General features: G+C 66.1%; 27 protein-coding genes and 4 tRNA genes. 16 read left to right on the forward strand and 15 right to left on the reverse strand.

The genetic code is table 11. The features are described from left to right. Positions 1-65: 65 nt before the first annotated feature. Positions 66-725, forward strand: coding sequence for a bifunctional 4-hydroxy-2-oxoglutarate aldolase/2-dehydro-3-deoxy-phosphogluconate aldolase (gene eda, locus ABR323_RS17880; RefSeq protein ID WP_135273171.1), 660 nt, complete (start codon positions 66-68; stop codon positions 723-725). Positions 726-1,019: 294 nt separating this feature from the next. Here eda and ABR323_RS17885 read toward each other — a convergent pair whose 3' ends face one another. The 3 genes from ABR323_RS17885 to ispG all read right to left on the reverse strand — a co-directional run bounded on the left by ABR323_RS17885 (position 1,020) and on the right by ispG (position 3,863). Continuing rightward, a complete protein-coding gene (locus tag ABR323_RS17885; protein WP_135273169.1) occupies positions 1,020-1,667 on the reverse strand; it encodes a response regulator in 648 nt (215 codons plus the stop codon). Positions 1,668-1,867: 200 nt separating this feature from the next. Continuing rightward, positions 1,868-2,617: a phosphatase PAP2 family protein gene (locus tag ABR323_RS17890; RefSeq protein WP_135273168.1), complete on the reverse strand. Its 750-nt coding sequence runs from the start codon at positions 2,615-2,617 to the stop codon at positions 1,868-1,870. After that, complete coding sequence (gene ispG, locus ABR323_RS17895; protein ID WP_135273167.1) at positions 2,598-3,863, reverse strand: flavodoxin-dependent (E)-4-hydroxy-3-methylbut-2-enyl-diphosphate synthase; 1,266 nt, start codon at positions 3,861-3,863, stop codon at positions 2,598-2,600. Before ispG ends, ABR323_RS17890 begins: the two co-directional genes overlap by 20 nt. A 114-nt stretch (positions 3,864-3,977) precedes the next feature. Between ispG and ABR323_RS17900 the strand changes: the two genes are divergently transcribed. Then, positions 3,978-5,204 (forward strand): ATP-binding protein, encoded by a 1,227-nt coding sequence (locus ABR323_RS17900; RefSeq protein WP_439450260.1) that lies wholly within the window; start codon positions 3,978-3,980, stop codon positions 5,202-5,204. Continuing rightward, positions 5,201-5,770 (forward strand): response regulator transcription factor, encoded by a 570-nt coding sequence (locus tag ABR323_RS17905; protein WP_135273165.1) that lies wholly within the window; start codon positions 5,201-5,203, stop codon positions 5,768-5,770. The genes ABR323_RS17900 and ABR323_RS17905 overlap by 4 nt, the downstream gene beginning before the upstream one ends. Before the next feature lie 103 nt (positions 5,771-5,873). Here the strand turns inward: ABR323_RS17905 and pgi are convergent, their stop codons facing one another. From pgi to pcnB, 7 genes are all read right to left on the reverse strand, one after another. Beyond that, on the reverse strand, positions 5,874-7,388 hold the full coding sequence (gene pgi / locus ABR323_RS17910; RefSeq protein WP_439450261.1) for a glucose-6-phosphate isomerase: 1,515 nt from the start codon (positions 7,386-7,388) through the stop codon (positions 5,874-5,876). Beyond that, positions 7,385-7,765, reverse strand: coding sequence for an aspartate 1-decarboxylase (gene panD / locus ABR323_RS17915; RefSeq protein WP_439450262.1), 381 nt, complete (start codon positions 7,763-7,765; stop codon positions 7,385-7,387). The genes pgi and panD overlap by 4 nt, the downstream gene beginning before the upstream one ends. A gap of 87 nt (positions 7,766-7,852) precedes the next feature. Continuing rightward, complete coding sequence (locus tag ABR323_RS17920; protein ID WP_439450263.1) at positions 7,853-8,350, reverse strand: hypothetical protein; 498 nt, start codon at positions 8,348-8,350, stop codon at positions 7,853-7,855. Positions 8,351-8,421: 71 nt separating this feature from the next. Next, positions 8,422-9,261 (reverse strand): pantoate--beta-alanine ligase, encoded by an 840-nt coding sequence (gene panC / locus ABR323_RS17925; protein WP_439450264.1) that lies wholly within the window; start codon positions 9,259-9,261, stop codon positions 8,422-8,424. Further along, positions 9,258-10,073 carry a 3-methyl-2-oxobutanoate hydroxymethyltransferase gene (gene panB / locus ABR323_RS17930; protein ID WP_135273160.1) on the reverse strand — a complete coding sequence of 272 codons (816 nt, stop codon included), beginning with the start codon at positions 10,071-10,073 and terminating at the stop codon, positions 9,258-9,260. The genes panC and panB overlap by 4 nt, the downstream gene beginning before the upstream one ends. A 34-nt stretch (positions 10,074-10,107) precedes the next feature. Continuing rightward, the gene (gene folK, locus ABR323_RS17935) at positions 10,108-10,593 is read right to left on the reverse strand and encodes a 2-amino-4-hydroxy-6-hydroxymethyldihydropteridine diphosphokinase (protein ID WP_439450265.1); all 486 of its coding nucleotides are present in this window, start codon (positions 10,591-10,593) and stop codon (positions 10,108-10,110) included. 3 nt (positions 10,594-10,596) lie between these two features. Continuing rightward, positions 10,597-11,976, reverse strand: coding sequence for a polynucleotide adenylyltransferase PcnB (gene pcnB / locus ABR323_RS17940; protein WP_135273170.1), 1,380 nt, complete (start codon positions 11,974-11,976; stop codon positions 10,597-10,599). A gap of 49 nt (positions 11,977-12,025) precedes the next feature. Here pcnB and ABR323_RS17945 point away from each other — a divergent pair. Next, a tRNA-Glu gene (locus ABR323_RS17945) sits at positions 12,026-12,100 on the forward strand. Between the two features lie 98 nt (positions 12,101-12,198). Here the strand turns inward: ABR323_RS17945 and ABR323_RS17950 are convergent. Next, positions 12,199-13,623 carry a sugar porter family MFS transporter gene (locus ABR323_RS17950; RefSeq protein ID WP_439450266.1) on the reverse strand — a complete coding sequence of 475 codons (1,425 nt, stop codon included), beginning with the start codon at positions 13,621-13,623 and terminating at the stop codon, positions 12,199-12,201. Positions 13,624-13,813: 190 nt separating this feature from the next. Here ABR323_RS17950 and fdxA point away from each other — a divergent pair, with 190 nt between their 5' ends. Then, positions 13,814-14,137 carry a ferredoxin FdxA gene (gene fdxA / locus ABR323_RS17955; protein WP_005409054.1) on the forward strand — a complete coding sequence of 108 codons (324 nt, stop codon included), beginning with the start codon at positions 13,814-13,816 and terminating at the stop codon, positions 14,135-14,137. A gap of 165 nt (positions 14,138-14,302) precedes the next feature. Here the strand turns inward: fdxA and ABR323_RS17960 are convergent, their stop codons facing one another. Both ABR323_RS17960 and dapA read right to left on the reverse strand, forming a co-directional pair. Continuing rightward, positions 14,303-14,818, reverse strand: coding sequence for a hypothetical protein (locus ABR323_RS17960; RefSeq protein WP_439450267.1), 516 nt, complete (start codon positions 14,816-14,818; stop codon positions 14,303-14,305). A 32-nt stretch (positions 14,819-14,850) separates the two neighbouring features. Beyond that, the gene (gene dapA / locus ABR323_RS17965; RefSeq protein ID WP_135273156.1) at positions 14,851-15,744 is read right to left on the reverse strand and encodes a 4-hydroxy-tetrahydrodipicolinate synthase; all 894 of its coding nucleotides are present in this window, start codon (positions 15,742-15,744) and stop codon (positions 14,851-14,853) included. A 164-nt stretch (positions 15,745-15,908) separates the two neighbouring features. Between dapA and ABR323_RS17970 the strand changes: the two genes are divergently transcribed. The 10 genes from ABR323_RS17970 (at position 15,909) to ABR323_RS18015 (ending at position 21,815) form a co-directional block, all read left to right on the forward strand. Further along, a complete protein-coding gene (locus ABR323_RS17970) occupies positions 15,909-16,469 on the forward strand; it encodes a glycine cleavage system protein R (RefSeq protein WP_439450268.1) in 561 nt (186 codons plus the stop codon). A gap of 79 nt (positions 16,470-16,548) precedes the next feature. Then, positions 16,549-17,028: a peroxiredoxin gene (locus ABR323_RS17975; RefSeq protein ID WP_439450269.1), complete on the forward strand. Its 480-nt coding sequence runs from the start codon at positions 16,549-16,551 to the stop codon at positions 17,026-17,028. Between the two features lie 84 nt (positions 17,029-17,112). Then, a complete protein-coding gene (locus ABR323_RS17980) occupies positions 17,113-18,513 on the forward strand; it encodes a PhoH family protein (RefSeq protein WP_135273154.1) in 1,401 nt (466 codons plus the stop codon). Continuing rightward, positions 18,510-19,016 carry a hypothetical protein gene (locus ABR323_RS17985; RefSeq protein WP_439450270.1) on the forward strand — a complete coding sequence of 169 codons (507 nt, stop codon included), beginning with the start codon at positions 18,510-18,512 and terminating at the stop codon, positions 19,014-19,016. The genes ABR323_RS17980 and ABR323_RS17985 overlap by 4 nt, the downstream gene beginning before the upstream one ends. A gap of 11 nt (positions 19,017-19,027) precedes the next feature. Beyond that, positions 19,028-19,696, forward strand: coding sequence for a YoaK family protein (locus tag ABR323_RS17990; RefSeq protein WP_135273152.1), 669 nt, complete (start codon positions 19,028-19,030; stop codon positions 19,694-19,696). A 64-nt stretch (positions 19,697-19,760) separates the two neighbouring features. Then, positions 19,761-20,570 carry a bifunctional hydroxymethylpyrimidine kinase/phosphomethylpyrimidine kinase gene (thiD, locus tag ABR323_RS17995; protein WP_439450271.1) on the forward strand — a complete coding sequence of 270 codons (810 nt, stop codon included), beginning with the start codon at positions 19,761-19,763 and terminating at the stop codon, positions 20,568-20,570. Beyond that, positions 20,567-21,493 (forward strand): alpha/beta hydrolase family protein, encoded by a 927-nt coding sequence (locus ABR323_RS18000; RefSeq protein ID WP_439450272.1) that lies wholly within the window; start codon positions 20,567-20,569, stop codon positions 21,491-21,493. The genes thiD and ABR323_RS18000 overlap by 4 nt, the downstream gene beginning before the upstream one ends. Next, positions 21,484-21,560: transfer RNA gene (locus ABR323_RS18005), tRNA-Arg, on the forward strand. The genes ABR323_RS18000 and ABR323_RS18005 overlap by 10 nt, the downstream gene beginning before the upstream one ends. Positions 21,561-21,629: 69 nt before the next feature. Continuing rightward, positions 21,630-21,706, forward strand: a tRNA-Arg gene (locus ABR323_RS18010). A 32-nt stretch (positions 21,707-21,738) separates the two neighbouring features. Continuing rightward, a tRNA-Arg gene (locus ABR323_RS18015) sits at positions 21,739-21,815 on the forward strand. Between the two features lie 591 nt (positions 21,816-22,406). Here the strand turns inward: ABR323_RS18015 and ABR323_RS18020 are convergent. Beyond that, positions 22,407-23,327 (reverse strand): LysR family transcriptional regulator, encoded by a 921-nt coding sequence (locus tag ABR323_RS18020; RefSeq protein ID WP_439450273.1) that lies wholly within the window; start codon positions 23,325-23,327, stop codon positions 22,407-22,409. Positions 23,328-23,467: 140 nt separating this feature from the next. Between ABR323_RS18020 and ABR323_RS18025 the strand changes: the two genes are divergently transcribed. Next, entirely contained in the window at positions 23,468-24,169 is a 702-nt protein-coding gene (locus ABR323_RS18025; RefSeq protein ID WP_439450274.1) for a pirin family protein, read from the forward strand. A gap of 83 nt (positions 24,170-24,252) precedes the next feature. On the opposite strand, the gene ABR323_RS18030 is transcribed toward ABR323_RS18025, so the two are convergent. Then, positions 24,253-26,451 (reverse strand): TonB-dependent siderophore receptor, encoded by a 2,199-nt coding sequence (locus ABR323_RS18030; protein ID WP_439450275.1) that lies wholly within the window; start codon positions 26,449-26,451, stop codon positions 24,253-24,255. Between the last annotated feature and the right edge of the window lie 94 nt (positions 26,452-26,545).

Genomic DNA, 26,545 nt, shown 5'->3' on the forward strand with positions numbered 1-26,545 from the left:
GGCGCCCTCGCGCCGCGAAGTGATCATTGAAAATCAAATTCGAAAGCAAAGGCAGAAGCAGAGCTATGGGTATCGAACAACATCAGGTGAAGGCGGCGGAGCTGTTGCATGCGGCGGGCATCCTGCCGGTGGTGACGATTCATACGCTGGACCAGGCACGTGCAGTCAGTGCGGCGCTGCTCGAAGGCGGCTTGCCGGCGATCGAGCTGACGCTGCGCACGCCGGTGGCGATGGAAGCGCTGGCAATGCTCAAGCGTGAGCTGCCGGATGTGGTGGTGGGCGCGGGTACGGTACTGACCGTGGAGCAGATGCAGCAGTCGATCGATGCGGGCGCTGACTTCCTGGTGACCCCGGGCACGCCGCCGGTACTGGCCGATGCGCTGGCTGCGGCCCCGCTGCCGGTGGTGCCGGGTGCGGCGACGCCGACCGAGCTGCTGTCGCTGTACGCGCGCGGCTTCCGTGTCTGCAAGCTGTTCCCGGCCACGGCTGTGGGTGGCCTGGCGATGATCAAGGGCTTGGCCGGGCCGGTTGCTGACCTGAAGCTGTGCCCGACCGGTGGCATCACCGAAAACACCGCCGCCGAGTACCTGGAGCAGAAGAACGTCGTCTGCATCGGTGGCTCGTGGATGGTGCCGGGCAACTGGATCGCCGAGGGCGAATGGGACAAGGTGCGCGCCAGCGCCGCCGACGCCGCGAAGATCATCAAGCGCGTGCGCGGCCACTGAATCACCACGGGGTCAGAGCCCTTTCCCGCCGGGAAAGGGATCCGACCCCGTGCAACGAGCGCGCGCAGCGCGCGACCCGCTCCTGCTTTTGCTTCTTCATTCCGCGGTGGCGGCGCACGGAAATTGTCCGTGGCCCTGCGGAGGGACCGCGCAGGGGCGTAAGCGCCATGGATGGCGCGCCCGAGCCTCCAGGGATGGATTCACGGCGTCCCCTGCGCGGTCCCTCCGCAGGGCCAACCCCAGAAATCCAACCGCACCACCACCGCGAGGGGCTGCGCCGTTGGCCGAAAACCCTTACAGCGGCCGCGCCGGATCCACCAGACCGTACTGGCTCGCCATCCGCGCCAACGCGATGTTGTCGTGGATCCCCATCTTCTCGAACAACCGCGCCTTGTGCGTGTTCACCGTCTTCGCACTCAGGCTCAGGCGACGCGCGATGTCCTCCTGGCGCAGGCCCTGGGTCAGCAGCAGTGCCACCTCCAGCTCGCGCGGCGACAGGCTGTCGAACGGCGAACCGTTGCCTTCCACCGTCGACAACGCCAGGTTCTGCGCGATGCTGGTACCCAGGTAGCGACGGCCACCGGCCACGTCGCGAACCGCGCGCAGCAGTTCCTGCGCATCGCAGCCCTTGCCGATGTAGCCGGCAGCACCGGCTTCAAGCAGGCGCTTGGGCAGCGGGCCATCTTCCAGCACCGACACGATCACCACCCGGGTGCTGCGGTGGCTGCGGACAATGCGCTCGGTCACTTCCATGCCACTCACGCCCGGCAGGTGCAGATCACACAACACCACATCGGGCAGCAGCTGGCGGACTTCACGCAGCGCGTCTTCGCCGGTCTCGGCTTCGCCCACCACCTCGATGTCGGTTTCCCCCGACAGAATCATCTTCATCCCGGTGCGGACCAGCGCGTGGTCATCCACCAGGTAGACTCGAATCGTCATTCACGTACCTCTTCGAATGCGGCCATTGCAGGTCAAGCTAGGCAGGGTGCCGATACCCTGCAAGCGCGTCTGGAATGCGGCGCTGGCGATCTGCCTTGCGCATCACATTACCGCGCGTTGTGCTTGCCCCCTGTCTTGCAGAACCTGCTGCAACGAAACAACTGCTCTATCACGTAGACGTCCCGGAGGGGCCATCCACGTCAATCCCCCTGTGATGATGCTTCGCTGGCCTTCGCTGGCGGCGAGCCGTGACGTCGCCATGGGTGCCGGCGACTGAACATGACCAGATAGCACCCTACCACCCAAACCAGCGCGGCACACCATCCGGCCAGGATATCGGAGGGGTAATGCACCCCCAGGTAGACCCGGGACACGCTCACCAGCACGCTGAAGGCCGGCGCCAGCAGCAGCACCGGCCAGCGCCAGCGGGTGTTCCAGGCCAGCAGCACCAGGGTCACGGCCAGGGTCATCGAACCCATCGCATGGCCGCTGGGGAAGCTGAACGTCGATTCCGGCGCGATCGATTCCCACAGGCTGGGGCGCTGGCGCTGGAAGAAATGCTTGCTGCCCATGTTCAGCAGCGCCGAACCCACGAAACTGACCGCCACGAAGGTCGCCTCGCGCCAACGCCGGCAGCCCAGCAGCACGCCGATGATCAGCACGTCGGCCGGAATCAGGAACCATTCGTAGCCCAGTTTCGAGATGAGCACGAAGAAGCGGTCCAGCAACGGCGAATGCAGGCCATGCATCTGCCACAGCAGAGGGGCGTCAAAATGGAACGATTCAAACTCGTGCACTTCGTCGGCCAAGGCGACGAAGCCTGCCAGCGGCAGCAGCACGCCGCCGAACAGCAGGAGCAGGCGCCAGGCATTGCGCGCCATCCAGTGGCGGAACCCGGAGGCGGACTCCGGTGCAGCGAGGATCGCAGGCTTATCCGGCGCTTCGGACATAGGTACGTTCGACGTAGTCATCGATCAGGGCGACGAATTCCTGGGCGATGTTTTCGCCGCGCAGCGTCACCTTCTTCTCGCCATCGACGAATACGGGTGCTGCCGGGGTTTCACCGGTGCCCGGCAACGAAATGCCGATGTTGGCGTGGCGCGACTCGCCCGGCCCGTTGACGATGCAGCCCATCACCGCCAGGGTCATGTTCTCCGCACCGGGGTGCTGGATCTTCCACAGCGGCATTTTCTCGCGCACGTGGTTCTGCACCACTTTGGCCAGTTCCTGGAAGAACTCGGACGTGGTGCGGCCACAGCCCGGGCAAGCGGTGACCAGCGGCGTGAAGGCGCGCTGGCCGGTGGTCTGCAGCAGTTCCTGGGCAACGATCACTTCCTGCGTGCGCGACTGGCCCGGTTCCGGGGTCAGCGAAATGCGGATGGTGTCGCCGATACCTTCCTGCAGCAGCACACTCAGCGCCGCCGAGGACGCGACGATGCCCTTGCTGCCGATGCCGGCTTCGGTCAGGCCCAGGTGCAGGGCGAAGTCAGAGCGTTGGGCGAGATCGCGGTACACCGCGATCAGTTCCTGCACGCCGCTGACCTTGGCCGACAGCACGATGCGATCGCGTGGCAGGCCCAGTTCCACTGCCTGTTCGGCCGAGTCCAGCGCCGAACGGATCAAGGCCTCGCGCAGCACGCGGCCGGCATCCCAGGGCTGCTCGCGATGGTTGTTCTCATCCATCAGCTTCGCCGCCAGGGCCTGGTCCAGCGAGCCCCAGTTGGCGCCGATGCGCACCGGCTTGTTGTAGCGGATCGCAAACTCGATCAACTGGGCGAACTGCAGGTCTTTTTTCTTGCCGAAGCCGACGTTGCCCGGGTTGATGCGGTACTTGGCCAGCGCTTCGGCACACGCCGGTTCGGCGGTCAGCAACTGGTGGCCGTTGTAATGGAAGTCACCGATCAGCGGTACGTCGATGCCCATCATTGCCAGCTTGTCGACAATGCGCGGGATCGCGGCGGCCGCTTCAACCGTATTGACGGTCAACCGCACCATCTCCGAACCGGCACGCCACAGCTCGGCCACCTGCTTCACGCTGGAGGCCACGTCGCTGGTGTCGGTGTTGGTCATCGACTGCACCACCACCGGCTTGCCTCCGCCTACGGTAACCCCGCCGATCTGGACGGCGTGAGTCTGGCGGCGTGGCCAGGCAGTGGCATCGGAGGGCGGAGTCGGGCGGGTGACGGCGTCGTGCATGGGCGCATTCTACCGCCCGGCTCTGCATTCCGGGTGACTCGCATTCAGCCGACGGCACGGCTGCGGCCGATTGTCGCAGGCACGGTCACGCATGAACGCATACGATGAGCGTGAATGACCGGTCCCGACGCCCCGTTTCTCCGAACCCTGTGCAGCCTGCGCTGGCTTGCCGTAGGCGGCCAGGCCGCCACCATCCTGGTTGCTACCTGGGTGTTGGGCCTGCCATTGCCGCAGCTGCCGCTGTGGGCCGGCGTGGCGGTGCTGACCCTGTTCAACGTCTACACCCAACTGCGCCCGGAAGCGGCCGACACGGCACCGCTGACGGCATTCGGCCACATCCTGGTGGATGTGATCATCCTGACCTGGATGGTCGGCTGGAGCGGCGGCATGGCCAACCCGTTCAGCTCGCTGTTCCTGATCCTGATCGCGCTGGCCGCGTTCGCCCTGCCCTTGCGCTGGGCGCTGGCGGTGGCACTGGCCTGCCTGATCGGCTATGCCGCCAGTGGCATTTTCGGGCAGCCGCTGCCGGACGGTTACTTCCGCGCGCACGACCTCAACCGTTGGGGCGTGGTCGCCAATTTCCTGATTTCCGCCGCCGTGGTGCTGACCTTCTCCACCCGCCTTGCACTGGCGCTGCGGGAGCGCGAGCTGGAACTGTCGGCGCTGCGCGAGCGCTTCGCCCGCAACGAGGGCATCGTCGCCCTGGCCACCCATGCGGCCTCGGTAGCGCATGAACTGAACACACCGCTGGCGACCATGACCCTGCTCGCAGACGATGTGGCCGAGCGCAGCGAAGAGCCTGAAGTGCGCGAGGACATGGAAACCCTGCGCGAACTGCTGGTGCAGTGCCGGGAGCGCGTGCTGGCACTGGCCGCACCGGCCTCGACCGATGCACCGGGACGCAGCCATTCCAGCGCCCAGCAGGTGCTGGAGCAGTGGCGCTTGGTGCGACCGACCATCGATCTGCATCGCAACGATGACGCACCCTTGCGGTTACCACTCGATCCGGGCGTGGGCCATCTGCTGATGGTCCTGCTCAACAATGCCGCCGATGCCGGCGAGAAGGCCGGCCGGCCGCGCGTAGACCTGGACCTGCGCATCGAAGGCGATGACCTGATCGGCGAAGTACGCGACTACGGCCATGGCTTCGACGCCCGTGCCGCGGTGCTGCCGGGCAAGCTGTTCGGCAGCAGCAAGAGCGAGGGCATGGGCGTCGGCCTGGCCCTTTCCCATGCCACCATCGAACGCCTCGACGGCGAGATGTGGATGCGCCCGGCCCAAGGGGCCGGCAGCCGCGTCGGTTTCCGCCTGCCGCTGGCCCCACGCGAGGACACCCCATGAGCCTTCACCATTCCACCCTGGGCCTGCTGGTCGACGACGACGAGCTGTACCTGCGCACCCTGCAGCGCAGTCTGGCCCGCAAGGGGCTTGAAACCCAGACCGCACAGGACGCCGCCAGTGCACTGGCACTGGCGCGCCAACACCCTCCGGCGTTCGCGCTGATCGACCTGAAGCTGGGCAGCGATTCGGGGCTGGCACTGATCCAGCCGCTGCGCGCGTTGCGCGCGGACATGCGCATCCTGCTGGTGACCGGCTATGCCAGCATTGCCACCGCAGTGGAAGCGATCAAGCTGGGTGCGGATGATTACCTGCCGAAGCCGTCCACGGTGCCGATGATCCTGCGCGCCCTCGGTGAGGAAGACGACGGCCCGGCCGACGATGGCGAAATGGAAGTGCCAGATGCGATGACACCGATCAGCCGCCTGCAGTGGGAACACATCCAACAGGCGATGCACGAGACCGGCGGCAATGTGTCAGCGGCCGCGCGCCTGCTCGGCATGCACCGGCGTTCGTTGCAGCGCAAGCTGGCCAAGCGGCCCAGCCCGGAGCGCGACCCGAGCCGGTGAGGCGCTGTCGCCTGTCACGGGTAGTGCCGGCCGTTGGCCGGCAACCTCATGACGGGGGGACGCATCATCTGGATGCCGGCCAGCGGCCGGCACTACCAGAGCATCAGCCCTTCAACTGCGCCAGGATCTCGCGGGTCATCGGATCGGCAATCGCGACGTCTTCACCCTGCAGTGCCGGCAGCAGGCCACTGGCCAGCTGTTTGCCCAGCTCGACACCGAACTGGTCGAAGGCGTTGATGTTCCAGATCACCGACTGCACGTACACCGCGTGTTCGTACATGGCGATCAGCGCACCCAGCGCCTGCGGGGTCAGCGCGTCGAGCAGGATCAGCGTGCTCGGGCGGCCGCCCGGATAATCGCGGTGCGGATCCTCGCTGCTCTGGCCATTGGCCAGCGCTTCGGTCTGCGCCAACAGGTTGGCCAGCAGTGCCTGGTGATTGATGGTATACGGATCATCGTTGTGCACGCAGCCAATGAAATCGGCCGGAACGATGCTGGTGCCCTGGTGCAGCGCCTGGAAGAAGCTGTGCTGCACGTCGGTGCCCGCCCCGCCCCACCACACCGGTACGGTGTCAGTGGTGACCGGCTGGCCGTCGCGCTGCACGCGCTTGCCCAGGCTTTCCATCACCAGCTGCTGCAGGTAGGCCGGCAGCAGCGCCAGGCGCTGGTCGTAGGTCATCACCGCATGGGTGGCATGACCCAGCAGGTTGCGGTTCCAGATGTCGGTCAGGCCATGCAGCACCGGCAGGTTGCGCTCCAGCGGTGCATCCAGCGCATGCGCATCCATCTGCGCAGCACCCTCCAGCAGCTGTTCGAAACGCTCGAAACCGATGGCCAGTGCGATCGGGAAACCAACGGCCGACCACAGCGAATAACGGCCACCGACCCAGTCCCACATCGGCAGCACGCGATCGGCAGCGATGGCGAAAGCCCTGGCGGCACGTTCCGGATTGGCACTGACCGCGTACAGGCGCTCGCTGCCGCCCAGCCAGTCGTGCAGGATCTGGCCGTTGAGCAGTGTTTCCTGGGTACCGAAGGTCTTGGAGATCAGGATGCCGGCGGTCTTGGCCGGATCCAGCGTGGCCAGCGTGCGCTGCATGGCGGCGCCGTCCACGTTCGACACGAAATGCACGCGCAGACGTGCGCCAGTAACCGGACGCAGCGCGTCGGCGACCAGGCGCGGCCCCAGATCGGAACCGCCGATGCCGACGCTGACCACATCGGTGACGCCACTGTCTTCCAGCGCCCGCACCAGCACACCCATGCGCTGGCGGATCGCGCGCGCGGTGGCATAGGCCTCGGCCGCCACCGGCGCATCGACCACGTCACCACGCAGCGCAGTGTGCAGCGCAGCGCGGCCTTCGGTCAGATTGACCTGCTCGCCACGGAACAGGCGCGTGATGGCGCCGCCGACATCACGTTCGGCAGCCAGCGCCAACAACGCCTGCAACGCGGCGGCGTCGTACTTCTGCCGGGCGAAGTTGACATACAACGGACCGACCCGCAGCGCCAGGTCCTGCACGCGGCCAGGTTCGGCGGCGAGCAGACTGGGAATGCTTGCGCCCTTCAGGCGCTGGGCGTGGGAATGCAGCGAGTCGAATCCGTTGTTCGTTGTCATGCGGCCTGGGTCGGGATCGTGTCGTTGGTGTGGGTGATCTGGTTCTTGCCATCAACGTACACCAGCTTCGGCTTGAAGCTGTCGGCTTCCTGCTCGGTCATGCTGGCGAACGCGGCGATGATGATGATGTCACCGACCTGCACGTGGCGCGCGGCGCCACCGTTGAGCGAGACGACACCGCTGCCGGCGTCGGCGCGGATGGCGTAGGTCGAGAAGCGCGCACCGTTGGTCACGTCCCAGATGTGCACCTGCTCGAACTCGCGGATGCCGGTGGCAGCCAGCAGGTTGTCATCGATGGCGATCGAGCCTTCGTAGTTCAGCTCGGAATGGGTGACGGTGGCGCGGTGAATCTTGGTCTTGAGCAGGGACAGGTGCATGGGGGCGCTGCAACGGCAAAGGAAAGAGCGGATTCTAGCACCCGCTTGGCCGTCGTCAGGGGCCTGCGGCAGGACGCTGAAGGCCGTTCAGCCGCCCTCGCCCGGCGACGCTGCCGCGGCATGGGCGGAAGCGCCCTGCAGTGACAGCCGGAACACCGCATGGAAAGCCAGCCCAGCGACCACCCCGAAGCCACCTGCGGCCAGCACTGACAAGGCATAGCGGATCACATCGAACATATCGACGTAGCGCAGCCGCTGCAGCAGCGGGCCATTATCCGCGCCGGGCCAGGCGCAGGTTGCCATCGCCAACGCGCCCAGCCCGAAGCCAGCCAGCACGAACCAGATCCGGCGCAGGCGCTGCTGAGACTGCAGGATCAGCGCCATCGGCAGCAGTACGGCGATGGCGTTGCAGGCGGCCAGCACGAACATCAACCCACCACCGGTAAGCGCCGGTACCGGCGTACGTTTGAATTCGAGCGCGAACAACAGCCCGCCAAACAGCTGGGCGGGCAGCATGCCGGCTGCCAGTACGGCCAGGATCGAGGCCCGGGCAAGACGGCCAGCGTCATGGGTGGGGGTATTCATTTGCGGCCTCCCGTCCTTGGGAAGGTGAAAGGCGCCCATTGCGGGCGCCCTCCCAGGCTGCTCGCAGCAGCTCAGAATTCCAGGTTGTCGATCAACCGGGTCGTACCCAGGCGCGCGGCGATCAACGCTACTCGGCCACCACCATCGAAGGTCGGCTCAGCCAAATCGGGCGTGCGCAGCACCGCATAGTCGACCTGGAAACCGGCCGCCTGCAGCGCGGCGGCTGCATCGGCCTCGATCTGCGTGCGCGAGTGGCCAGCCACATACCCCTCGCGCATGCCCAGCAGGGTGCGGTGGAGGGTGGTCGCGAGCGGGCGCTGTTCGGCGCTCAGGTACTGGTTGCGCGAGCTCTTGGCCAGGCCGTCCTCGTCGCGCACGATGTCCGCGCCGACGATCTGGATCGGGAACGACAGCTCGGCCACCATCTGCTTGATCACGGCCAGTTGCTGATAGTCCTTGCGTCCGAACACCGCCACGTCCGGCTGTACCTGCAGGAACAGGCGTGCGACCACGGTGCAGACGCCGTCGAAGTGACCCGGGCGGCTGGCGCCTTCCAGCACTTCACTGACGCCGGGTGCGTGCATCTGCGTGGTCTTGTCCACGCCCAGCGGATACATCGCCTCGACGCTGGGCAGCCACACCGCATCGCAGCCGGCCTGCTCCAGCCCGGCCACGTCGGCCTCGGGCGTGCGCGGGTAGCGGCTGAAGTCCTCGTTCGGCCCGAACTGGGTCGGGTTGACGAAGATGCTGGCCACCACTTTGTCGGCGTATTGCCGCGCCAGGGTCACCAGCGAATGGTGGCCTCCGTGCAGGTTGCCCATGGTCGGCACCAGCGCAACGCGCAGGCCCTCGCGCTTCCACTCGGCGATCTGCCCGCGCAGTGCGCCGAGCTCGTTGAAGGTCTGGATCATTGGGCGTAGGCGTGCTGTTCGTCAGGGAAGCTGCCGTCGCGCACGGCGTCGGCATAGGCACGGGTGGCACCGGCCACCGAACCGCCTTCAGCAAGGAAATCCTTGACGAACTTGGGACGGCGATGGCCACTGTCCAGGCCAAGGAAATCGTGCAGCACCAGCACCTGGCCGTCGCATTGCGGGCCAGCACCGATGCCGATGGTCGGCACGTCCACGGCGGCGGTCACGTCAGCGGCGACCGGGCTCGGCATGCACTCCAACACCAGCAGGCTGGCGCCCGCAGCCGCCACGGCCTTGGCATCCTCCACCAGCTGGCGCGCAGCATCGCCGCGGCCCTGGATCTTGAAGCCGCCCAGGCGCAGCACCGACTGCGGGGTCAGGCCCAGGTGCGAGCAGACCGGAATTTCGCGCTCCACCAGGTAGCGGATGATGTCGACCTTGAAGCCGGCACCTTCGATCTTGACCATCTCGGCGCCGGCCTGCAGCAGCTGCAGCGAGGCGTCCAGTGCGCGTTCCGGGGTGGCATCGGCACCGAACGGCAGATCGGCCACCAGCAGTGCGCGCTGCAGTACGCGGGCCACGGCGCGGGTGTGATAGACCATGTCGGCCACGGTCACCGGCAAGGTGGAGTCATGCCCCTGCACCACCATGCCCAGCGAATCGCCGATCAGGATCAGATCGACACCATTGGCGTCGAAGGTGCGGGCGAAGCCGGCGTCGTAGGCGGTCAACATGACCAGCTTCTGGCCATTGCGCTTGGCCTCGGCCAGGGCGGGAACGGTCCAGGGCTTGCTGTCTGCGTGGGTGCTCATGTGCTGATAACCGGGGGAGATAACCCGGGCATTATCACCCTATCGGCGCGATCCCGCAGGCATCCACCCGCACCACTGCATCCCGCACGCGGCCATGGCCGGGAATGGCCAGATCCGGCGCGATTTCGGCCAGCGGCACCAACACGAAGGCGCGTTCGTGCATGTAAGGATGCGGCACCTGCAGGCCAGGCTGATCGATCACCTGCGTGCCATGCATCAGCAGGTCCAGATCCAGCGCGCGCGGCCCCCAGTGCACCTGCGGATCACGCACGCGGCCGAAGCGCCGCTCCAGCGACAGCATCGCCTGCAGCAGTTCGTCGGCTGGCAGATCCGTTTCGACTGCAGCCACCGCGTTGACGAACGGCGGCTGGTCTTCATTGCCCCAGGCCGGCGTAGCGTAAAGGCGGGAAGCCCTGTCCACGCGGGTACCGGGCAGCCCGTCCAGCGCAGCAATCGCTGCGCGGACGGTCGCAGCCGCGTCACCAAGGTTGGCGCCGAGGCCGATCCAGGCAAGGGTCATTGCTTACTCGCCTGCGGCACCGGCCGGGGCGCCCGGACGGCGGCGACGGCGGCGGCGCTTGCGCGGTGCCCCACCCTCCTCGTCAGCGCCCTCGTGGTGCAGGGAATCCAGCGACGATTCCAGCTCATGCCCGGACTGCGCCTGCGCTTCGCGCCAGAACGCCACATCGGCCTCGTGCTCGGCCGAGGCCACCTGGCGCAGGGCCAGGAAGTCGAACGCGGCGCGGAAGCGCGGGTGGGTCAGGGTGCGGAACACACGCTTGCGCTGGCGCGAACCGAAGCGCGACTGCAGCAGCCAGATCTCCTGCATCGGCAGCGAGAAACGGCGTGGCAATGCGATGGTGCTCAGCTGCTGCACGGTGACGCGGTCGGCGGCACGACGCTGTGCCTCTTCCGGCGCCACGCCCTGCTTGAGCAGGGTCGCCTGTGCACGGCAATACGCCGGCCACAGCAGCAGCGCGAACAGGAACGCCGGCGAGACCGGCTCGTCATTGGCCACACGCGCATCGGTATTGGCCAGACCTTCCACCAGCATGCGGCGCAGTGCGCCGGTGCGGTTGGACTTGAGGGCCTTGGCACTTTCCGGGAACAACACATCCAGCAGGCCGTAACGCTCCAGGCCTTCGAAGCTGGCTACGCCGTGGCCGGACAGGAACAACTTGAGCACTTCTTCGAACAAGCGCGCCGGCGCGGCCTCGTTGAGCAGGCCAGCCAGCTGCGGGATCGGCGTGGCGGTGCCTTCTTCGATCTGGAAACCGAGCTTGGCCGCCAGGCGCACCGCACGCAGCATGCGCACCGGGTCTTCCTGGTAGCGCTGTACCGGGTCGCCGATCAGCTTCATCAGGCGCGCCTGCACGTCTTCGAAGCCACCGGTGTAGTCACGCACCGAGAAGTCCTCGATGGCGTAGTACAGGGCGTTGCAGGTGAAGTCGCGGCGGATGGCATCGTCTTCGATGGTGCCGTACACGTTGTCGCGCACGAGCATGCCGTTTTCCATCTCGCGGTCGCCGCTGCCGTCATCGCTGTTGGCACGGAACGTGGCCACTTCGATGATCTCGCGGCCGAACACAACATGGGCCAGGCGGAATCGGCGGCCGATCAGGCGGCAGTTGCGGAACAACTGCTTGACCTGTTCGGGCGTGGCGTCGGTGGCCACGTCGAAATCCTTGGGTTGCCCATTGACCAGCAGGTCGCGCACCGCGCCGCCGACAAGGTAGGCGCCGAAGCCGGCATCGCGCAGGCGATAAAGCACGCGCAGGGCGTTCGGGCTGATGTCCTTGCGGGAGATCGTGTGCTGGTCGCGCGGGATGACGCGCAGGCTGAACGGTGATGTAGCAGAGGAAATGATGTTGGCGCTTCCGGTTGAAGTTTCGGGATTGCCCAATGGCATCGAGGTGCATATACTAGCGCTCCTGCATCGGCAGCGACACACTGCTCCCTTCGTCTAGTGGTTAGGACGTGGCCCTCTCAAGGCTAAAACAGGGGTTCGAGTCCCCTAGGGAGCACCAGTCGCCGCAGCAGGAACCGAAAAAGCCCGCCTCGTGCGGGCTTTTCTGTTTTGCGGACCACCTCCTGCGCAGGAGGCGCCGGAACCCAGGCTGGGCCGTCAGCCTTCCATCTGCTCCAGCTCCTTGCCCTTGGTCTCACGCACGCAGCGGACCACGAAGAAGATCGAGGCGATCGCCGCGACCATGTAGATGCCATAGGCTCCGGCCAGGCCGATGCCTGCCAGCAGCATCGGGAAAGTCACGGTAATGGCGAAGTTCGAGGTCCATTGCGCCGCGCCGGCCACCGCCAGCGCCGGGCCGCGGATCTGGTTGGGGAACATCTCGCCCAGCATCACCCACATCACCGGGCCCCAGGACAGGTTGAAGAACACCACGTAGGCATTGGCCGCCACCAGCGCCAGGCGGCCCATGCCATCGGAAAGCTGCAGGCGACCGTCGACCAAGCTGCCGCTGGCGAAGGCGGCCACCATCAACGCCAGCGCGACGGACATGCCGACCGAGCCGATCCACAGCAAGGGCCTGCGCCCGATGCGATCGATCAGCATCACCGTCAGCAGGCAGGCGCCGATGCTCAAGCCGCCAGACAACACGTTGATCAGCAGCGCATCGCTTTCCGAGAAACCCACCGCCTGCCACAGCACCGCACCGTAGTAGAACACCACGTTGATGCCGACCAGCTGCTGGAACATCGCCAGGCCGATGCCCACCCAGAGGATCGGCCGCAGCCTGCCGGTAGCCTTGTCGAGCAGATCACCGAAGCGCGGCTTGTGCTGATCCTGGGCCAGGCTGGCCTCGATTCCGGCCTGCTTGGCCACCGCCGCGTCCGGGCCATACAACCGTGCCAGCACCGCCCTCGCCTGCGCCTGCCGACCCTTCAGCACCAGGAAACGCGGGCTCTCCGGGATCACCAGCAACAGCAGCAGGAACAACGCCGACGGCAGCGCCTGCATCCAGAACATCCAGCGCCAGGCTTCATGACCCAGCCACAACGGCTCGGTGGAGGCCCCGGCGGCACGGGCCAACAGGTAATTGCTGAGGAAAGCGGCAAACAGGCCGCAGATGATCGCCATCTGCTGCACCGTGGCCAGACGACCGCGATAGCGCGCCGACGCCACTTCGGCGATGTAGGCCGGCGACATCACACTGGCAGCACCCACTGCGAAGCCACCGAGCACGCGGGCTGCAATGAACAGCCAGGAAGCATGGGCAGCACCGGCACCCAGCGCCGAAACCAGGAACATCAGTGCCGAGACGATCAGTACGCCGCGACGGCCCAGGCGGTCACCCAGCCAACCGGCCAGGAAGGCACCGATCGCACAGCCCAGCAGCATCGAAGCAACTTCAAAGCCCAGGGCGGCCTCGCTGGAGTTGAAGGCCAGCCGCAGGCCGTCGACCGTGCCATTGATGACACCACTGTCGAAGCCGAACAGGAATCCACCGAGGGTGGCCACGCAGCTGATCAGAACGATGAATGCCGTGTTCTCGCCGCGATGCAAGGCGGATCCGGCCTGGATCTGGGACATGGGCGTTCCTGCTGGGAAGGGGCGCCGGCCATTGCCGTGACCGGCTGCGCCACAGCGTCGCATGGGGGATGCCCCGCCGCCAACCGGCCTTGACCGGGGCTGCCAGACGCCCGTTTTCCGCCCTGCGCCGACACCGGGGGCCAACCTGTTCTAGAATTGGCGGGTTCAGGAATCGATCCACCCCCAGCCCATGCCCTTTGTCGTCACCGAAAACTGCATCAAGTGCAAACACACCGATTGCGTGGAAGTGTGCCCCGTGGATTGCTTCCACGAAGGCCCGAACTTCCTGGTGATCGACCCGGATGAGTGCATCGACTGCACCCTCTGCGAGCCGGAGTGCCCGGTCAATGCGATCTTCCCCGAGGACGATGTCCCCGCCGGCCAGGAAGGATTCGTCGCCCTCAATGCCGAACTGGCCAAAGAATGGCCGGTGTTGACCGTGCGCAAGGACCCACCCGCCGACGCTGGCGAATGGGACGGCAAGCCGGACAAGCTGAAGCTGCTGGAGCGCTGAGAGGCGCCCACCACAGCAACGAAAAGGGCGCCCATGGCGCCCTTTTTTTCGGTAGCGCCGGGCCATGCCCGGCGGATCCTGGGCCGCGCTTCACGCTCGCCGGGCATGGCCCGGCGCCACCCAAGGCGGGCGCGGACCGCGATCCGCACCCACCCGCTCCGGCCCTTACTGCGCCAGCTTGGCCTTCAGCGCGGCGATCAGCTTTACCGGGGCCTCGGCCGTGGCCGGCAGGCCACGCGGGTCGACCGCGGAAACATAGGCACCGGCGTCGACGGCGACCACGCGCACCAGGAAGTTGCTGCCTTCGTAGGCCACGTCGTACGAGCCCAGCAGCTGCGCGCGGCTGGCGATGGTCACGCCTTCCACACCTTCCAGCGCAGTACCGACCTTGGCGAAGGCTTCATCCTTGCCACCGGCAATGGTGAAGCCGGTGTTGCCCACGGCCGGCGCTGCAGCAACCGGCGCAACCGGCTTGGTCGCCGAAGCCGGCGCCGGCACCTTGTTGTCACCGGTGGTGGCCGGCAGGTTCAGGTCCGGCGGCACTTCCAGCGGACGCATTTCCGGGGCCAGGGCGTAATCGCCCTTGACGCCTCGCTTGAAGCAACCGGTGGTACCCGCGGCGACAGCCACGGCAAGCAGCGCGTAGGACAGCACGCGGACAGTGGAAACGGATTGACGCATGTGAATCTCCTGGGTCAGACCAAGACGGAAGGTCAGTGGCTGGAAAGGGCTTCGAGGGCGGCGATGTCGCCGGCAAGGTGATCGGCAGCCGGATGATGCGCTGCCGACAATGGCAGCAGCGGCAGGCGCAGGTCGTGGCCGATGCCGACGCGGCGCAGCAGCGCCTTGACCGGGATCGGGTTCGGTTCGACGCCACAGAACTCGTGGAACGGCTGCAGGCGCGCATCCCATGATTCAGTGGCTTCGTGGTCGTGGGCGGCAGCCAGCTCGCACATGCGGCGGTAGGCACCTGGCAGCACGTTGGAACCGACCGAGATCAGGCCATCGATGCCGGCCCGGATCGAACGCGCGGCGGTACCGTCATCGCCGCTGAGCACGGCAAACTGCGCGCTGCGCAGCGCCAGCAGCGCCTGCACACGGCCGGTATCGCCCACCGCTTCCTTGATGCCGACGATGTTGGGGTGGCTGGCCAGCTCGGCTACGGTCTCCGGCTGCATGTCGCAACCGGTGCGGCCAGGCACGTTGTACAGCACGACCGGCAACCCGCCCTGGTCGGCGACCGCGCGGTAGTGCGCGATCAGGCCGGCCTGGGTCGGCCGCACATAGGGCGGGGTGACCACCAGCGCATGGCTGGCGCCGAGCGCGGCGGCACGGCGGGTCTGTTCGATGGTCTTGGCGGTGCCCGACAGGCCGGTACCGGCCATGACCGGGATGCGGCCACCGATGCGCTCGACCGCGCTGGCCAGCAGCTGATCGTATTCGGCATCGGTGAGGGTTGCCGCTTCACCGGTCGAGCCAGCTACGACAACGCCATGGACGCCACCTTCCAGTTGCAGGTGCAGCAGGCGCTGCCAACCGTCGGGGTCGAGTGCACCGTCGGCCCGGAACGGGGTCGCCAGCGCGGTGATGAGGCCGGAAAGGGACAAGGACGTGCTGCTCTTGGCTGGAAAGGGAAAACGCCCGCCACGAAAGGCCGGGGGCGACCTGAATGTTACTTGCGGCGCGAAACCACGGGCAAGTATGCTGGACACCGGTGGATCCCCGCCTCTGGCGGGCATTCAGACTAACGCATGCATTACCCGGAATCGCCTTGACCGACACCACCCCGCGCCCCGCGCCGAGCGAAAACCACCTCCTGATCAACGCCTATACGACGCATCCGGAGTCCCCCCTGCTGTCCGTCACCCGCCGCATTGCCGACAGCGACTGCAATCTGGTGGATGCGCGCCTGGCCACCGTGGGCCGCGATGTCTCGGTGACCGCACTGGCCACCGGCTCCTGGGATTCGGTGGCCAAGCTGGAAGCGATGCTGACCCGGCTGGAGCGCGAAGAAGGCCTGAAGCTGGTCTGGTACCGCACCGAAGCCAAGCAGGCGCAGTCCAACCTGCTGCCGTACATCGTCGAGGTGATCGCCGCCGACAAGCCGGGCATCCTGTTCCAGCTGGCCGATTTCTTCGACCGCCAGGGCATCACCATCGAGAGCCTGCAGAGCACGCGTTACCGCGCCATGCAGACCGGTGCGGAAATGTTCAGCGCGCAGGTCACCATCGGCGTGCCGGCCAACATGCACATCGCCGCGCTGCGTGACGATTTCCTTGAATTCTGCGATCACCTGAACCTGGACGCGATCATGGACCCGATGAAATTCTGATTCTTCGCGCGCCTCTCACGGGCGCGTGGCGTTTCATGCAATTGTCGTAGAAAGAACCCAGGCTCGACAGAAGGACCTCATGAACAACGGCGACACCCTGGACAGCACCATTCTTTCCCTGCCGCTGGCGCTGTCCGGCGGCGAACAGGCCACCCTCGGCGACTATGCCGGCCATTGGCTGGTGCTGTACTTCTACCCGAAAGACAGCACCCCCGGCTGCACCACCGAGGGCATCGACTTCAACGCGCTGCTGCCGAAGTTCCAGAAGGCAGGCGCGGTGGTGCTCGGCGTCTCGCGTGACTCGGTGAAGTCGCACGACAACTTCTGCGCCAAGCAGGGCTTCGGCTTCCCGCTGGTCAGCGATGGCGACGAAGCGCTGTGCAGCGCCTTCGACGTGATCAAGATGAAGAACATGTACGGCAAGCAGGTACGTGGCATCGAGCGCAGCACCTTCCTGATTTCCCCCGACAGCCGCATCGTGCAGTCCTGGCGCAAGGTCAAGGTTGCCGGCCATGCCGATGCCGTTCTCGCCGAACTGAAGGCCTCCCAGTCCAAGTGAGTCCCACTGCCCACCGTGTCTGCCATCACCCTGCCCTGCAGCAGGCCGTGATGGTTTTTCCCTGTCCGTAACCAGGAATCGACGATGACCCGAGGCAAGCGCATCTACGTGCTGGATACCAACGTGCTGATGCACGATCCCACCGCGCTGTTCAAATTCGAGGAGCACGACGTCTACCTGCCGATGCAGGTGATCGAGGAGCTGGACAACGGCAAGAAGGGCACCACCGAGGCGAGCCGCAACGCCCGTCAGGTCAGCCGCTTCCTCAACGAACTGGTGCAGGCTTCGGGCCTGGACAATCTGGCCGACGGCATCCCGCTGCAGCGGCCGCAGGGCCTGCAGCTGCGCGGCAAGCAGAGCGTCGGCCTGCTGCGCTTCCAGACCAGCCATTTCGATGCGGGCAAGAGCTTTGGCAAGGTCATTCCGGACAACGCCATCCTCGGCGCGATCCTGGCCCTGAAGGAAGAGACCCCTGAGATTCCGGTGGTGTTCGTTTCCAAGGACATCAACCTGCGGATCAAGGCCGCCATCGCCGGCATCGTGTCCGAGGACTATGAGAACGACCGCGCGCTGGACGATTTCAGCCTGCTCTACACCGGCGCCACCGAGCTGCCGGAAGACTTCTGGAAGCGCCACGGCGACGACCTGCGCAGCTGGAGCGACAAGGGCCGCACCCATTACGAAATCCTGGGCCAGGACGGCGAGGAGTGGTATCCGAACCAGTACGTCTACCTGCCTGGCGAAGATGAAGTCGAGCTGCGCGTCAGCCGCGTGGTCGGCGATGGCAAGGTGGTGCTGTCGCTGGTCGATGATTTCCGCCACGGCAGCCATGCCGTGTGGGGCATCAGCGCGCGCAACCGCGAACAGAACTTCGCGCTCAATGCACTGATGGACCCGGAGATCGACTTCGTCACCCTGCTCGGCACCGCCGGCACCGGCAAGACCCTGCTGGCACTGGCCGCCGGCCTGGCGCAGACGATGGACCAGCAACGCTACCGCGAGATCATCATGACCCGCGCCACGGTCAGCGTCGGCGAGGACATCGGCTTCCTGCCCGGTACCGAGGAAGAGAAGATGACGCCGTGGATGGGCGCGTTGACCGACAACCTGGAAGTGCTCACGCACAACCAGGAAGGCGGTACCTGGGGCCGCCAGGCCACCAACGACCTGCTCGCCAGCCGCATCAAGATCCGCTCGATGAACTTCATGCGTGGCCGTACCTTCCTGTCGCGTTACCTGATCCTGGACGAGGCACAGAACCTCACCCCGAAGCAGATGAAGACGCTGATCACCCGCGCAGGCCCCGGCACCAAGATCGTCTGCCTGGGCAACGTCGAGCAGATCGACACCCCGTACCTGACCGAGACCACCTCGGGCCTGACCTACGCGGTGGACCGCTTCAAGAACTGGCCGCACAGCGCACACATCACCCTGCGCCGTGGCGAGCGCTCGCGCCTGGCCGATTACGCTTCGGAGGTGTTGTGAACCGCTGCACCCGCTTGTTGCTGCCCACGGCTGCGATCACCCTCGCAGCCGTGCTCGGCGCCTGCACCACCACGCGCGGTCCGGCCAGCGTGCCGACCGCAGAGCGTACCGGCCAGTCCTGGGTGGTCACTCGCCCGATCATCGCCGCGCAGGTGCTCGACACCTGCTCGCGCGCCAGCCCCGGCCGCGAGGCCGGGCGGGTGAGCGGCTACTGGGCGCCCAGCCGGCAGCAGATCGACCAGCTGGAATCCCAGCTGTCGTCGCTGGAGGCACAGGTACCGAAGGTCCTGGACTTCGACCGCCAGTACGTCGGCATCGAAAGCGCCGGCAAGCGGCTGATCTACATCAACGCCTTCCACCTGCCCGACGATGGCAGCATCAATCCGGCCCGTGAAGCGATCCGCGTCTGCGATGGCGGCACGCAGTTCTGGGGCGCGGTGTTCGATCCGGCCAGCAACACCTTCAGCGAGCTGCAGTTCAACGGCGGCTTCGGCGGGCCCTGAGGGCCCTGCCGATGGGAATACGCCTGCCCACCTGGGTCTGGATCGGCGCGGTCGCGCTTTCGTGCGTGGCCGGCATGGTCAACGTGGTCGGCTTCCTCGGCTTCGAGCACCAGGCCGTCAGCCACATGACCGGCAGCACCAGCCAGCTCGGCATGGCGCTGGCCCAGGGCGACTGGCGCGCGGTCGGCCACCTGTGGGGGCTGCTGATCGCGTTCTCGCTGGGCGCGATGCTCAGCGGCCTGTTGATCCAGGACAGTGCCCTGCAGCTGGGCCGCCGCTACGGCGTGGCGCTGGCACTGGAATCGGCGCTGCTGCTGGTGGCCATTCCGCTGTTTGAACGGCACCAGATCTGGGGCGCACTGGCCGCCGCCATGGCCTGCGGCCTGCAGAACGCGATGGCCACCACCTTCAGCGGCGCGGTGGTGCGCACCACCCACCTCAGCGGTATGTTCACCGACCTCGGCATCGGCCTCGGCCACCTGCTGCGCGGGCTGCCACTGCAGGTACGACGGCTGACGCTCAGCGGCCTGATCATCAGCGGCTTCCTCGCCGGCGGCATCATCGGTGCCTGGCTGTTCGTGCACTGGCAGTACGACGCCCTGCTCGCCCCGGCCCTGCTGACCGGCCTGACCGGGCTGGGCTATGTGGTGTACCAGCAGTGGGCGCGTTGGCGGCATTGAATCAAAGGCATCCACGCATGGCGTGGATCTACCTTCCCCTGCTGGACCACGGCACAATCACCTGATGAGCCCGACCACTCCCGTTTCCGCCCTCACCATCGCCGGCTCCGACTCCGGCGGCGGCGCCGGCGTTCCCGCCGACCTCAAGGCCTTCGCCGCGCACCGCGTGCATGGCCTGGCCGTGTTTGCCGCGTTGACCGCACAGAACACCCGTGGCGTCACCGCCGTGCACGTACCACCGATCGCCTTCCTGCAGGCGCAGATCGAAGCCTGCTTCGACGACTTCGATATCCATGCGGTCAAGCTCGGCATGCTGGCCAACGCCGAAGTGATCCATGCCGTCGCCGATGCATTGGAGAAGCACCGCCCGCCGCACGTGGTGCTGGACCCGGTGATGGTCGCCACCAGCGGCGCACGCCTGCTGGAAGAGAGTGCACTGAAGGCAATGCGCGAGCGCCTGCTGCCGTTGGCGACCCTGGTCACTCCGAACACACCGGAAGCAGAACTGCTGATCGGCCGGAAGATCGGCAGCGGCGATGACGCCGAACAGGCCGCTGCTGCCCTGCTCGACCTCGGTGCTGGCGCCGTGCTGCTCAAGGGCGGCCACCTGCACGAAGGCAACCGCGTGATCGACCGTTATTTCGACGGCGTCAGCAGCGAAGAGTTCATCCATGCCCGCCTGCCACTGGATGCACATGGCACCGGCTGCACGCTGGCCTCGGCCATCGCCGCGCAGCTGTGCAACGGCCTGAGCCTGGCCAACGCCTGCGAAGCCGGCATCGACTACGTCGCACGCGGACTGCAGCTGGGCTACACGCCCGGCCGCAGCGAGGTACGGGTGCTCGATCACTTCGGCGCGGCACCGCACGCATGAGCGTGACACCGCAGGTTGTTGCCGTGCAGTGCAGTGATGGCCATCGCTATGAAGTGATCGCCTGTGTACCGGCACAGCCCAACGCGCGCTTGCTGTGGTTGCCTGCACTGGGCGTGGCCGCGCGTCACTACCTGCCGCTGGCACAGGCGCTGGCAGCAAGAGGCGTGGCGGTGTACCTGCATGAGTGGCGCGGCAATGGCAGCAGTTCGCTGCGTCCGTCACGTACACAGGATTGGGGCTATCGCGAGGTGCTCGATCAGGATCTGCCGGGCAGCCAGGCCGTACTGGCCGCAGCGGACGACGAAACAGGTGCCCTGCCCTGGATCATCGGCGGCCACAGCCTGGGCGGCCAGCTGGCCTGCGTGCATGCCGGCCGCAACCCGCAGCACTTCAACCGTTTGTGGCTGGCCGCCAGCGGCTCTCCGTTCTGGCGCGGCTTTCCACCGCCACGCGGCTGGCTGCTGCCACTGGTCTATCGCTTCCTGCCGTGGATCGCGCAACGCCAGGGCGTGCTGCATGGCCGTCGCCTCGGTTTCGGCGGCACCGAAGCACGCGGGCTGATTGCCGACTGGGCGCGCGTGGGCCTGAACAACCGCTACGCTGCCGCAGGCATGGCCGAAGACCTCGATGCACAGATGGCGCGCGTGCATGGCAGCGCACAGGCGGTGCTGATGGAACACGACTGGCTGGCACCGACCGGGTCGATGCAGACGCTACTGGCGAAGCTGCCGAATGTGGTCGCGCAGCTGCGCGTGCTTTCCGCGCAGGAGCTGGGCACACGTGCCGATCATTTCGCCTGGCTGAAGGCACCGGACGCCGTGGCTGACAGCTTTTTCATTCAGTTGAGTGAAAATTTTCACAAAACTGTTGACGGTCTGCGCCGAGATCCGCATAATTCCGCTCCTGTCGCAGGGCGCCCGTAGCTCAGTTGGATAGAGTACCTGGCTACGAACCAGGCGGTCGGGAGTTCGAATCTCTCCGGGCGCACCACTCGACAGGTTTTCAGCATCCGCCGCTGGAAATGCAGTAAAATCAGGCAGTAAGTTGATTGTGTACCGCGCGCCCGTAGCTCAGTTGGATAGAGTACCTGGCTACGAACCAGGCGGTCGGGAGTTCGAATCTCTCCGGGCGCACCATACACAGTCAGCACAACAAGTTTATGTAATTGGCGCCCGTAGCTCAGTTGGATAGAGTACCTGGCTACGAACCAGGCGGTCGGGAGTTCGAATCTCTCCGGGCGCACCATTACACCAAAACAGCAGGCCTCGGCCTGCTGTTTTTTTATGTGTGTTTTTCGGCAGGGTTGCACCCTGCACCTGCAGAGGCTTCAGGCCAAGGCAACGGCAACAGCAAAAGCTGGCATTCCGTGGGTTGGCGGGGCGGCATGGACAGGCAGGACACGCCGTAAACCCATCCATGGGGGCTCGATGGCGGCATCCATGCCGCCAACGGTCCTGCCTGCCCATGCCGCCCCACCTCTGACAGATTTCCGCGATCTGATGGATCCACGCCATGCGTGGACGAATCTCCATCGAGTTCGAATATTTCGATAATTGATCGAAGAGCATCCACGCATGGCGTGGATCTACCGTGTCGACCAAGGTCGACACCTACCAGAGCAGTACGCCGTTCCGACAGATCGCGGAAAACTGTCGAAGGCGGGGTGGGTCCGGTTGCGGGGGCGTGAGCCGCATGGATGCGGCGACCGAGCTTACATGGACGTACTTGCAGCGGCCCCCCGCAACCGGACCCACCCCGCCATCCCTCAGGAAACCAGCTTCTGCTGTTGCTGTGGCTGTTGCTTCGGCAGGTGCAGGGCGCAGCCCTGTCAACCCCCTACCCCTTGGCCATTGCCTGCCACCACTGCGACAGCACCTCCGGCCTGCGCAGGCGCTCGCGCCACCAGCGCAGTGCGGCGCCATCCTCACCGGTGCGCCAGGCCAGCCAGAAGGTCTCTTCCGGCTTGTGCTCCTCTACTTCGCGAATCACCAGCTGGCCGCGCGCCACCGCAGCGCGCGCGCACGGTTCGGGCAGGAAACCGAAGCCCACGCCTTCGCACTGCAGCTTCAGCTTGCTGGCCATGTCCGGCACCGTCAGCATCTCCTGCCCCATCAACAGCCCCACCGTGCGCGGCAGCAGCCGTCGCGCCGAGTCGGAAACGGCGATCGCGCAGTGCTCGACCAGCTGCTCGCGACCCAGCACACCCGGGACCACGGCCAACGGATGATCCGGCGCGACCGCGAACACGAACCCCACCGTGCCCAGCGGCTCGACCACATAACCACCGCCACTGGGGCCCTCACCCGGCGCGCCGACCAGCAGATCGGCACGGCGGTCCAGCAACGCTTCCCAGGTGCCGGACAAGGCCTCGCCAATCAGCCGCAGCCGGGTCGGTGCTTCAGCCTCACGGAATGCAGCGATGTCCGGCCCCAGCAACCAGGTCGGAAACACCGAGTCCACCGCCAGGGTCAACTCGGTCTCCCAGCCCGACGCCACCCTGCGTACCCGCAGTTCCAGTTCGCGGGCTGCGCGCAGCAGGTGCCGCCCCTCTTCCAGCAGGGCGCGTCCGGCCTCGGTCGGCTCAGCGCGCGGGCCGACCCGGTCGAACAGCTGAACGCCCAGGTCCTCCTCCAGCTTGGCCACGGTGTAGGAGATGGTCGAGGGCACCTTGTGCAGGGCCTTGCCGGCGCCGGCAAACGAGCCGCGGCGGTCGATGGCATCCAGGATCTGCAGGGCATCGAGGCTGAGCTTGAGCATTCGAATTTTTCGATGATGGCTGTCAAAACTATCCGTTTTTCAAACCCAAGGTGCAAGCAGATACTTCTCTCCAACGGGGAAACACAGCGGCTACCGGCCCACCCCGCCCCATCGAAACCATCGAACAAGGAGATTCCATCATGCTGCAGATCCGCAAGAGCGCTACCCGTGGCCTGGCCGAGCATGGCTGGCTGTCCTCGCGTCACACCTTCTCCTTCGCCAGCTACTACGACCCTCGCTACGTCAGCTTCGGCCCGCTGCGGGTGATCAACGAAGACAAGGTGATCGGCGGCCAGGGCTTCGGCACCCACAGTCACAGCAACATGGAGATCATTTCCTACGTGCTGGGCGGAGCGTTGGAGCACAAGGACTCGATGGGCACCGGTTCGGTGCTGCGCTACGGCGATGTGCAGCGCATGAGCGCCGGCAGCGGTGTCAGCCACAGCGAGTTCAACCACTCGGCCGACGAGACGGTGCACTTCCTGCAGATCTGGATCTTCCCGGACACCGAGAACATCACGCCGTCGTACGAGGAGACCCACTTCGCGCCGGAGACCAAGCGCGGCCAGCTGCGCCTGATCGCCTCGCCGGACGGTACCGACGGTTCGCTGCGCATCCACCAGGATGCCCGCATCTTCGCCACCATCCTCGATGGCGGCCAGAAGCTGCACCATGCGCTTGGCAACGGTCGTGGCGCCTATGTGCAGGTGGCGCGTGGCCAGCTGCAGGTCAATGGCATCACCCTGGAAGCCGGCGATGCGTTGCAGGTCAGTGACGAAGCCCAGCTGACGCTGGAAAACGGCAACGACGCTGAAGTGCTGGTGTTCGACCTGCCGCTGTAACCACAATGCCCGCGATACTGCAGAGCATCGCGGGCGTCATTCCGTAGAGCCGAGCGCGGGCTCGGCTCTACACAACACCCGCGTCAGAACTTGTAGTTCAAGGTCAGCCGCACATTGCGCGGCTCGCCCCAGGTGTAGGTGCTGTACCAGTTGAAGATCGTGTAGTACCGCTTGTCGAGCAGGTTGTTGACGTTGACCGTGGCCGACAGGCGATCGTTGAACTGGTAGCGCGCCATCGCATCCAGCAACCAGTACGGCTGCGTGCGATGCACCACCTTGGCCCGCGTGGCCGGGTTGGTGATCTCGCCGAAGGTCGAATCCTGCCAGCGTGCGCCACCACCCAGCGTCAGCCCCTGCCAGGCGCCACGCAGGCGGTAGCTGGTGTGCAGGCTGAACTGGTTCTCCGGCTCCAGCGTGGTCACCTTGGTGCCCGCCTGGCGCGCGATCTTGTGAGAGAACCCACCCTGCACCTGCCAGCCATCGGCCAGCTGACCCGACATTTCAAGCTCGTAACCCTTGGTGCGCACGCCCATCAACGCGCGGTAGGCATCCTGGCCATTCGGCGTCTTGCCGCCGGTGGGCTGGGCAAAGTTGTCCTGATCAAGCTGGAAAAGCGCCGCACTGGCATTGAGGCGTCCATCGAAGAACTCGGCCTTCAGCCCCATCTCGTAGCTGCGGCCTTCCAGCGGATCCAATGCCTTGCCCTGCTCGTCACGCTGTCCCTGCGGCTTGAAGATGGTGCTGTAGCTGGCGTACACCGAATAGTGCTCACCGAGGTCGTAGACCACGCCGGCATACGGGACATAGACACCGGTCTCACGCGTATCGGGCGAACGGTAGCTGGCCAGGCGGCTGCCGACGATCAGCTTCAACGGATCGGCCACGTCGAAGCGGCCGACCACGTACAGCCCGTTCTCACGGGTCACTTCATTGTTGTCATAGGTGCGCTGCCACTGCGGTTCGGCAATGTCACCATTCCAGGTTCTGTAGTCCGGCACGGTATCCGGGAACCCCGCCTGCGGGCCGTAGCCGGTATTGGTCCAGCGCTTGCGCGAGGCACTGCCACCGACCACCAGCTCATGCTCCCGGCCGAACAGGCCGAAATGCCCGCTCACATAGAAGTCGGCGGCATTGCTGACGGTCTTGCCGACGTACTTGCCGAGCCACAGGCTGACGCCCTCGCCGGTCAACGGATCAGGATTGCCGGCGGCGGCACCGGCCAGTGCGGCGTCATAGCCATTGACCTGGTGGTTGAGCTGCAGTTTGGCAATCCAATCGTTGGCGAACGTGTGCTCCAACGTGGCGAAACCGGTACGCACGTACTGGCGCCAGCCGGCCCATTGCGCACCATTGTTGAACGAGCGCGGCATGCGGTTGAAGTTGCCAGCGCTGTCCAGCAGCGGAATGCCGCCCCACGTCGAGCCCTTCGGGTCACTGTCCATCACGTCGCCACCGACCGACAGCAGCGTGCGTTCGCCCAGATCGGCTTCCAGCACGGCATAGCCGACCTTGCTGGTGCGCTGGTAGTTGTCCAGGTTGGAGCGCTTGTCTTCCCAAGCGCCCACGGCGCGGCCACGCACGCGGCCATCGGCAGTCAGCGGGCCACCCACATCGAGCTCGGCGCGATAGTCATCCCAGCGACCGACACCCAGTGAGGCACTGCCGGCGAAGTCCTTGCCCGGTTTCTTGCGCACCAGGTTGATGGTCGCGCCTGGGTCGCCCATGCCGGTCAGCAGCCCGGTCGCGCCCTTGAGAACCTCGATGCGGTCGTAGATGGCGGTATCGCTGAGCGTATTGCCGGCGGAGTACGCCGAATCGCGCGACATCGGAATGCCGTCGTACTGGAAGTTCTGGATCGCGAAGCCGCGCGCGTAGTACTCGGTGCGTTCGCTGTCGTAGGTCACGATGCTGATGCCGGGGGTCACCCGCATCACGTCATCGATGCCGTGCAGGCCGAAGTCATCCATCTGTGCGCGGGTGATCACGCTGATGGTCTGCGGGGTCTGCCGTGGCGTCAGCACCAGGCGGGTGGCGGTGGCAATGGTGCCGGGCGTATAGGCGCCGCTGCCCTCGGTGATGGTGCCGAGCAGGTTGGCGGTGACCTGCACGGTCTGCAGGGTCTGCGAGGCGGGCGCCGGCTTGGCCTTGTCCTCGTCCTGGGTGGACTGGGCAGCAGCGGTGCCGCTGCTCAGTGCAAGCAGCAGCAGGCCTTGGGCCAGTGCATGCGGCAGTGGCAGGCGACGCGGAAACAAGAGCGGAAAACGGACAGGCACAGACAGCACGGCGGGACCTCCACGATAGGGTGGGATCCTCTGGCGGCGGCTGGAGGCAAGTGAGGGGCGCGGCCTGATGGCCGCAGGCGCAGGAGTGTACTCC

The sequence above is a fragment of the Stenotrophomonas sp. ATs4 genome, from assembly GCF_051861585.1.
In the GTDB taxonomy this organism is placed as follows: Bacteria; Pseudomonadota; Gammaproteobacteria; order Xanthomonadales; family Xanthomonadaceae; genus Stenotrophomonas; species Stenotrophomonas maltophilia_AS.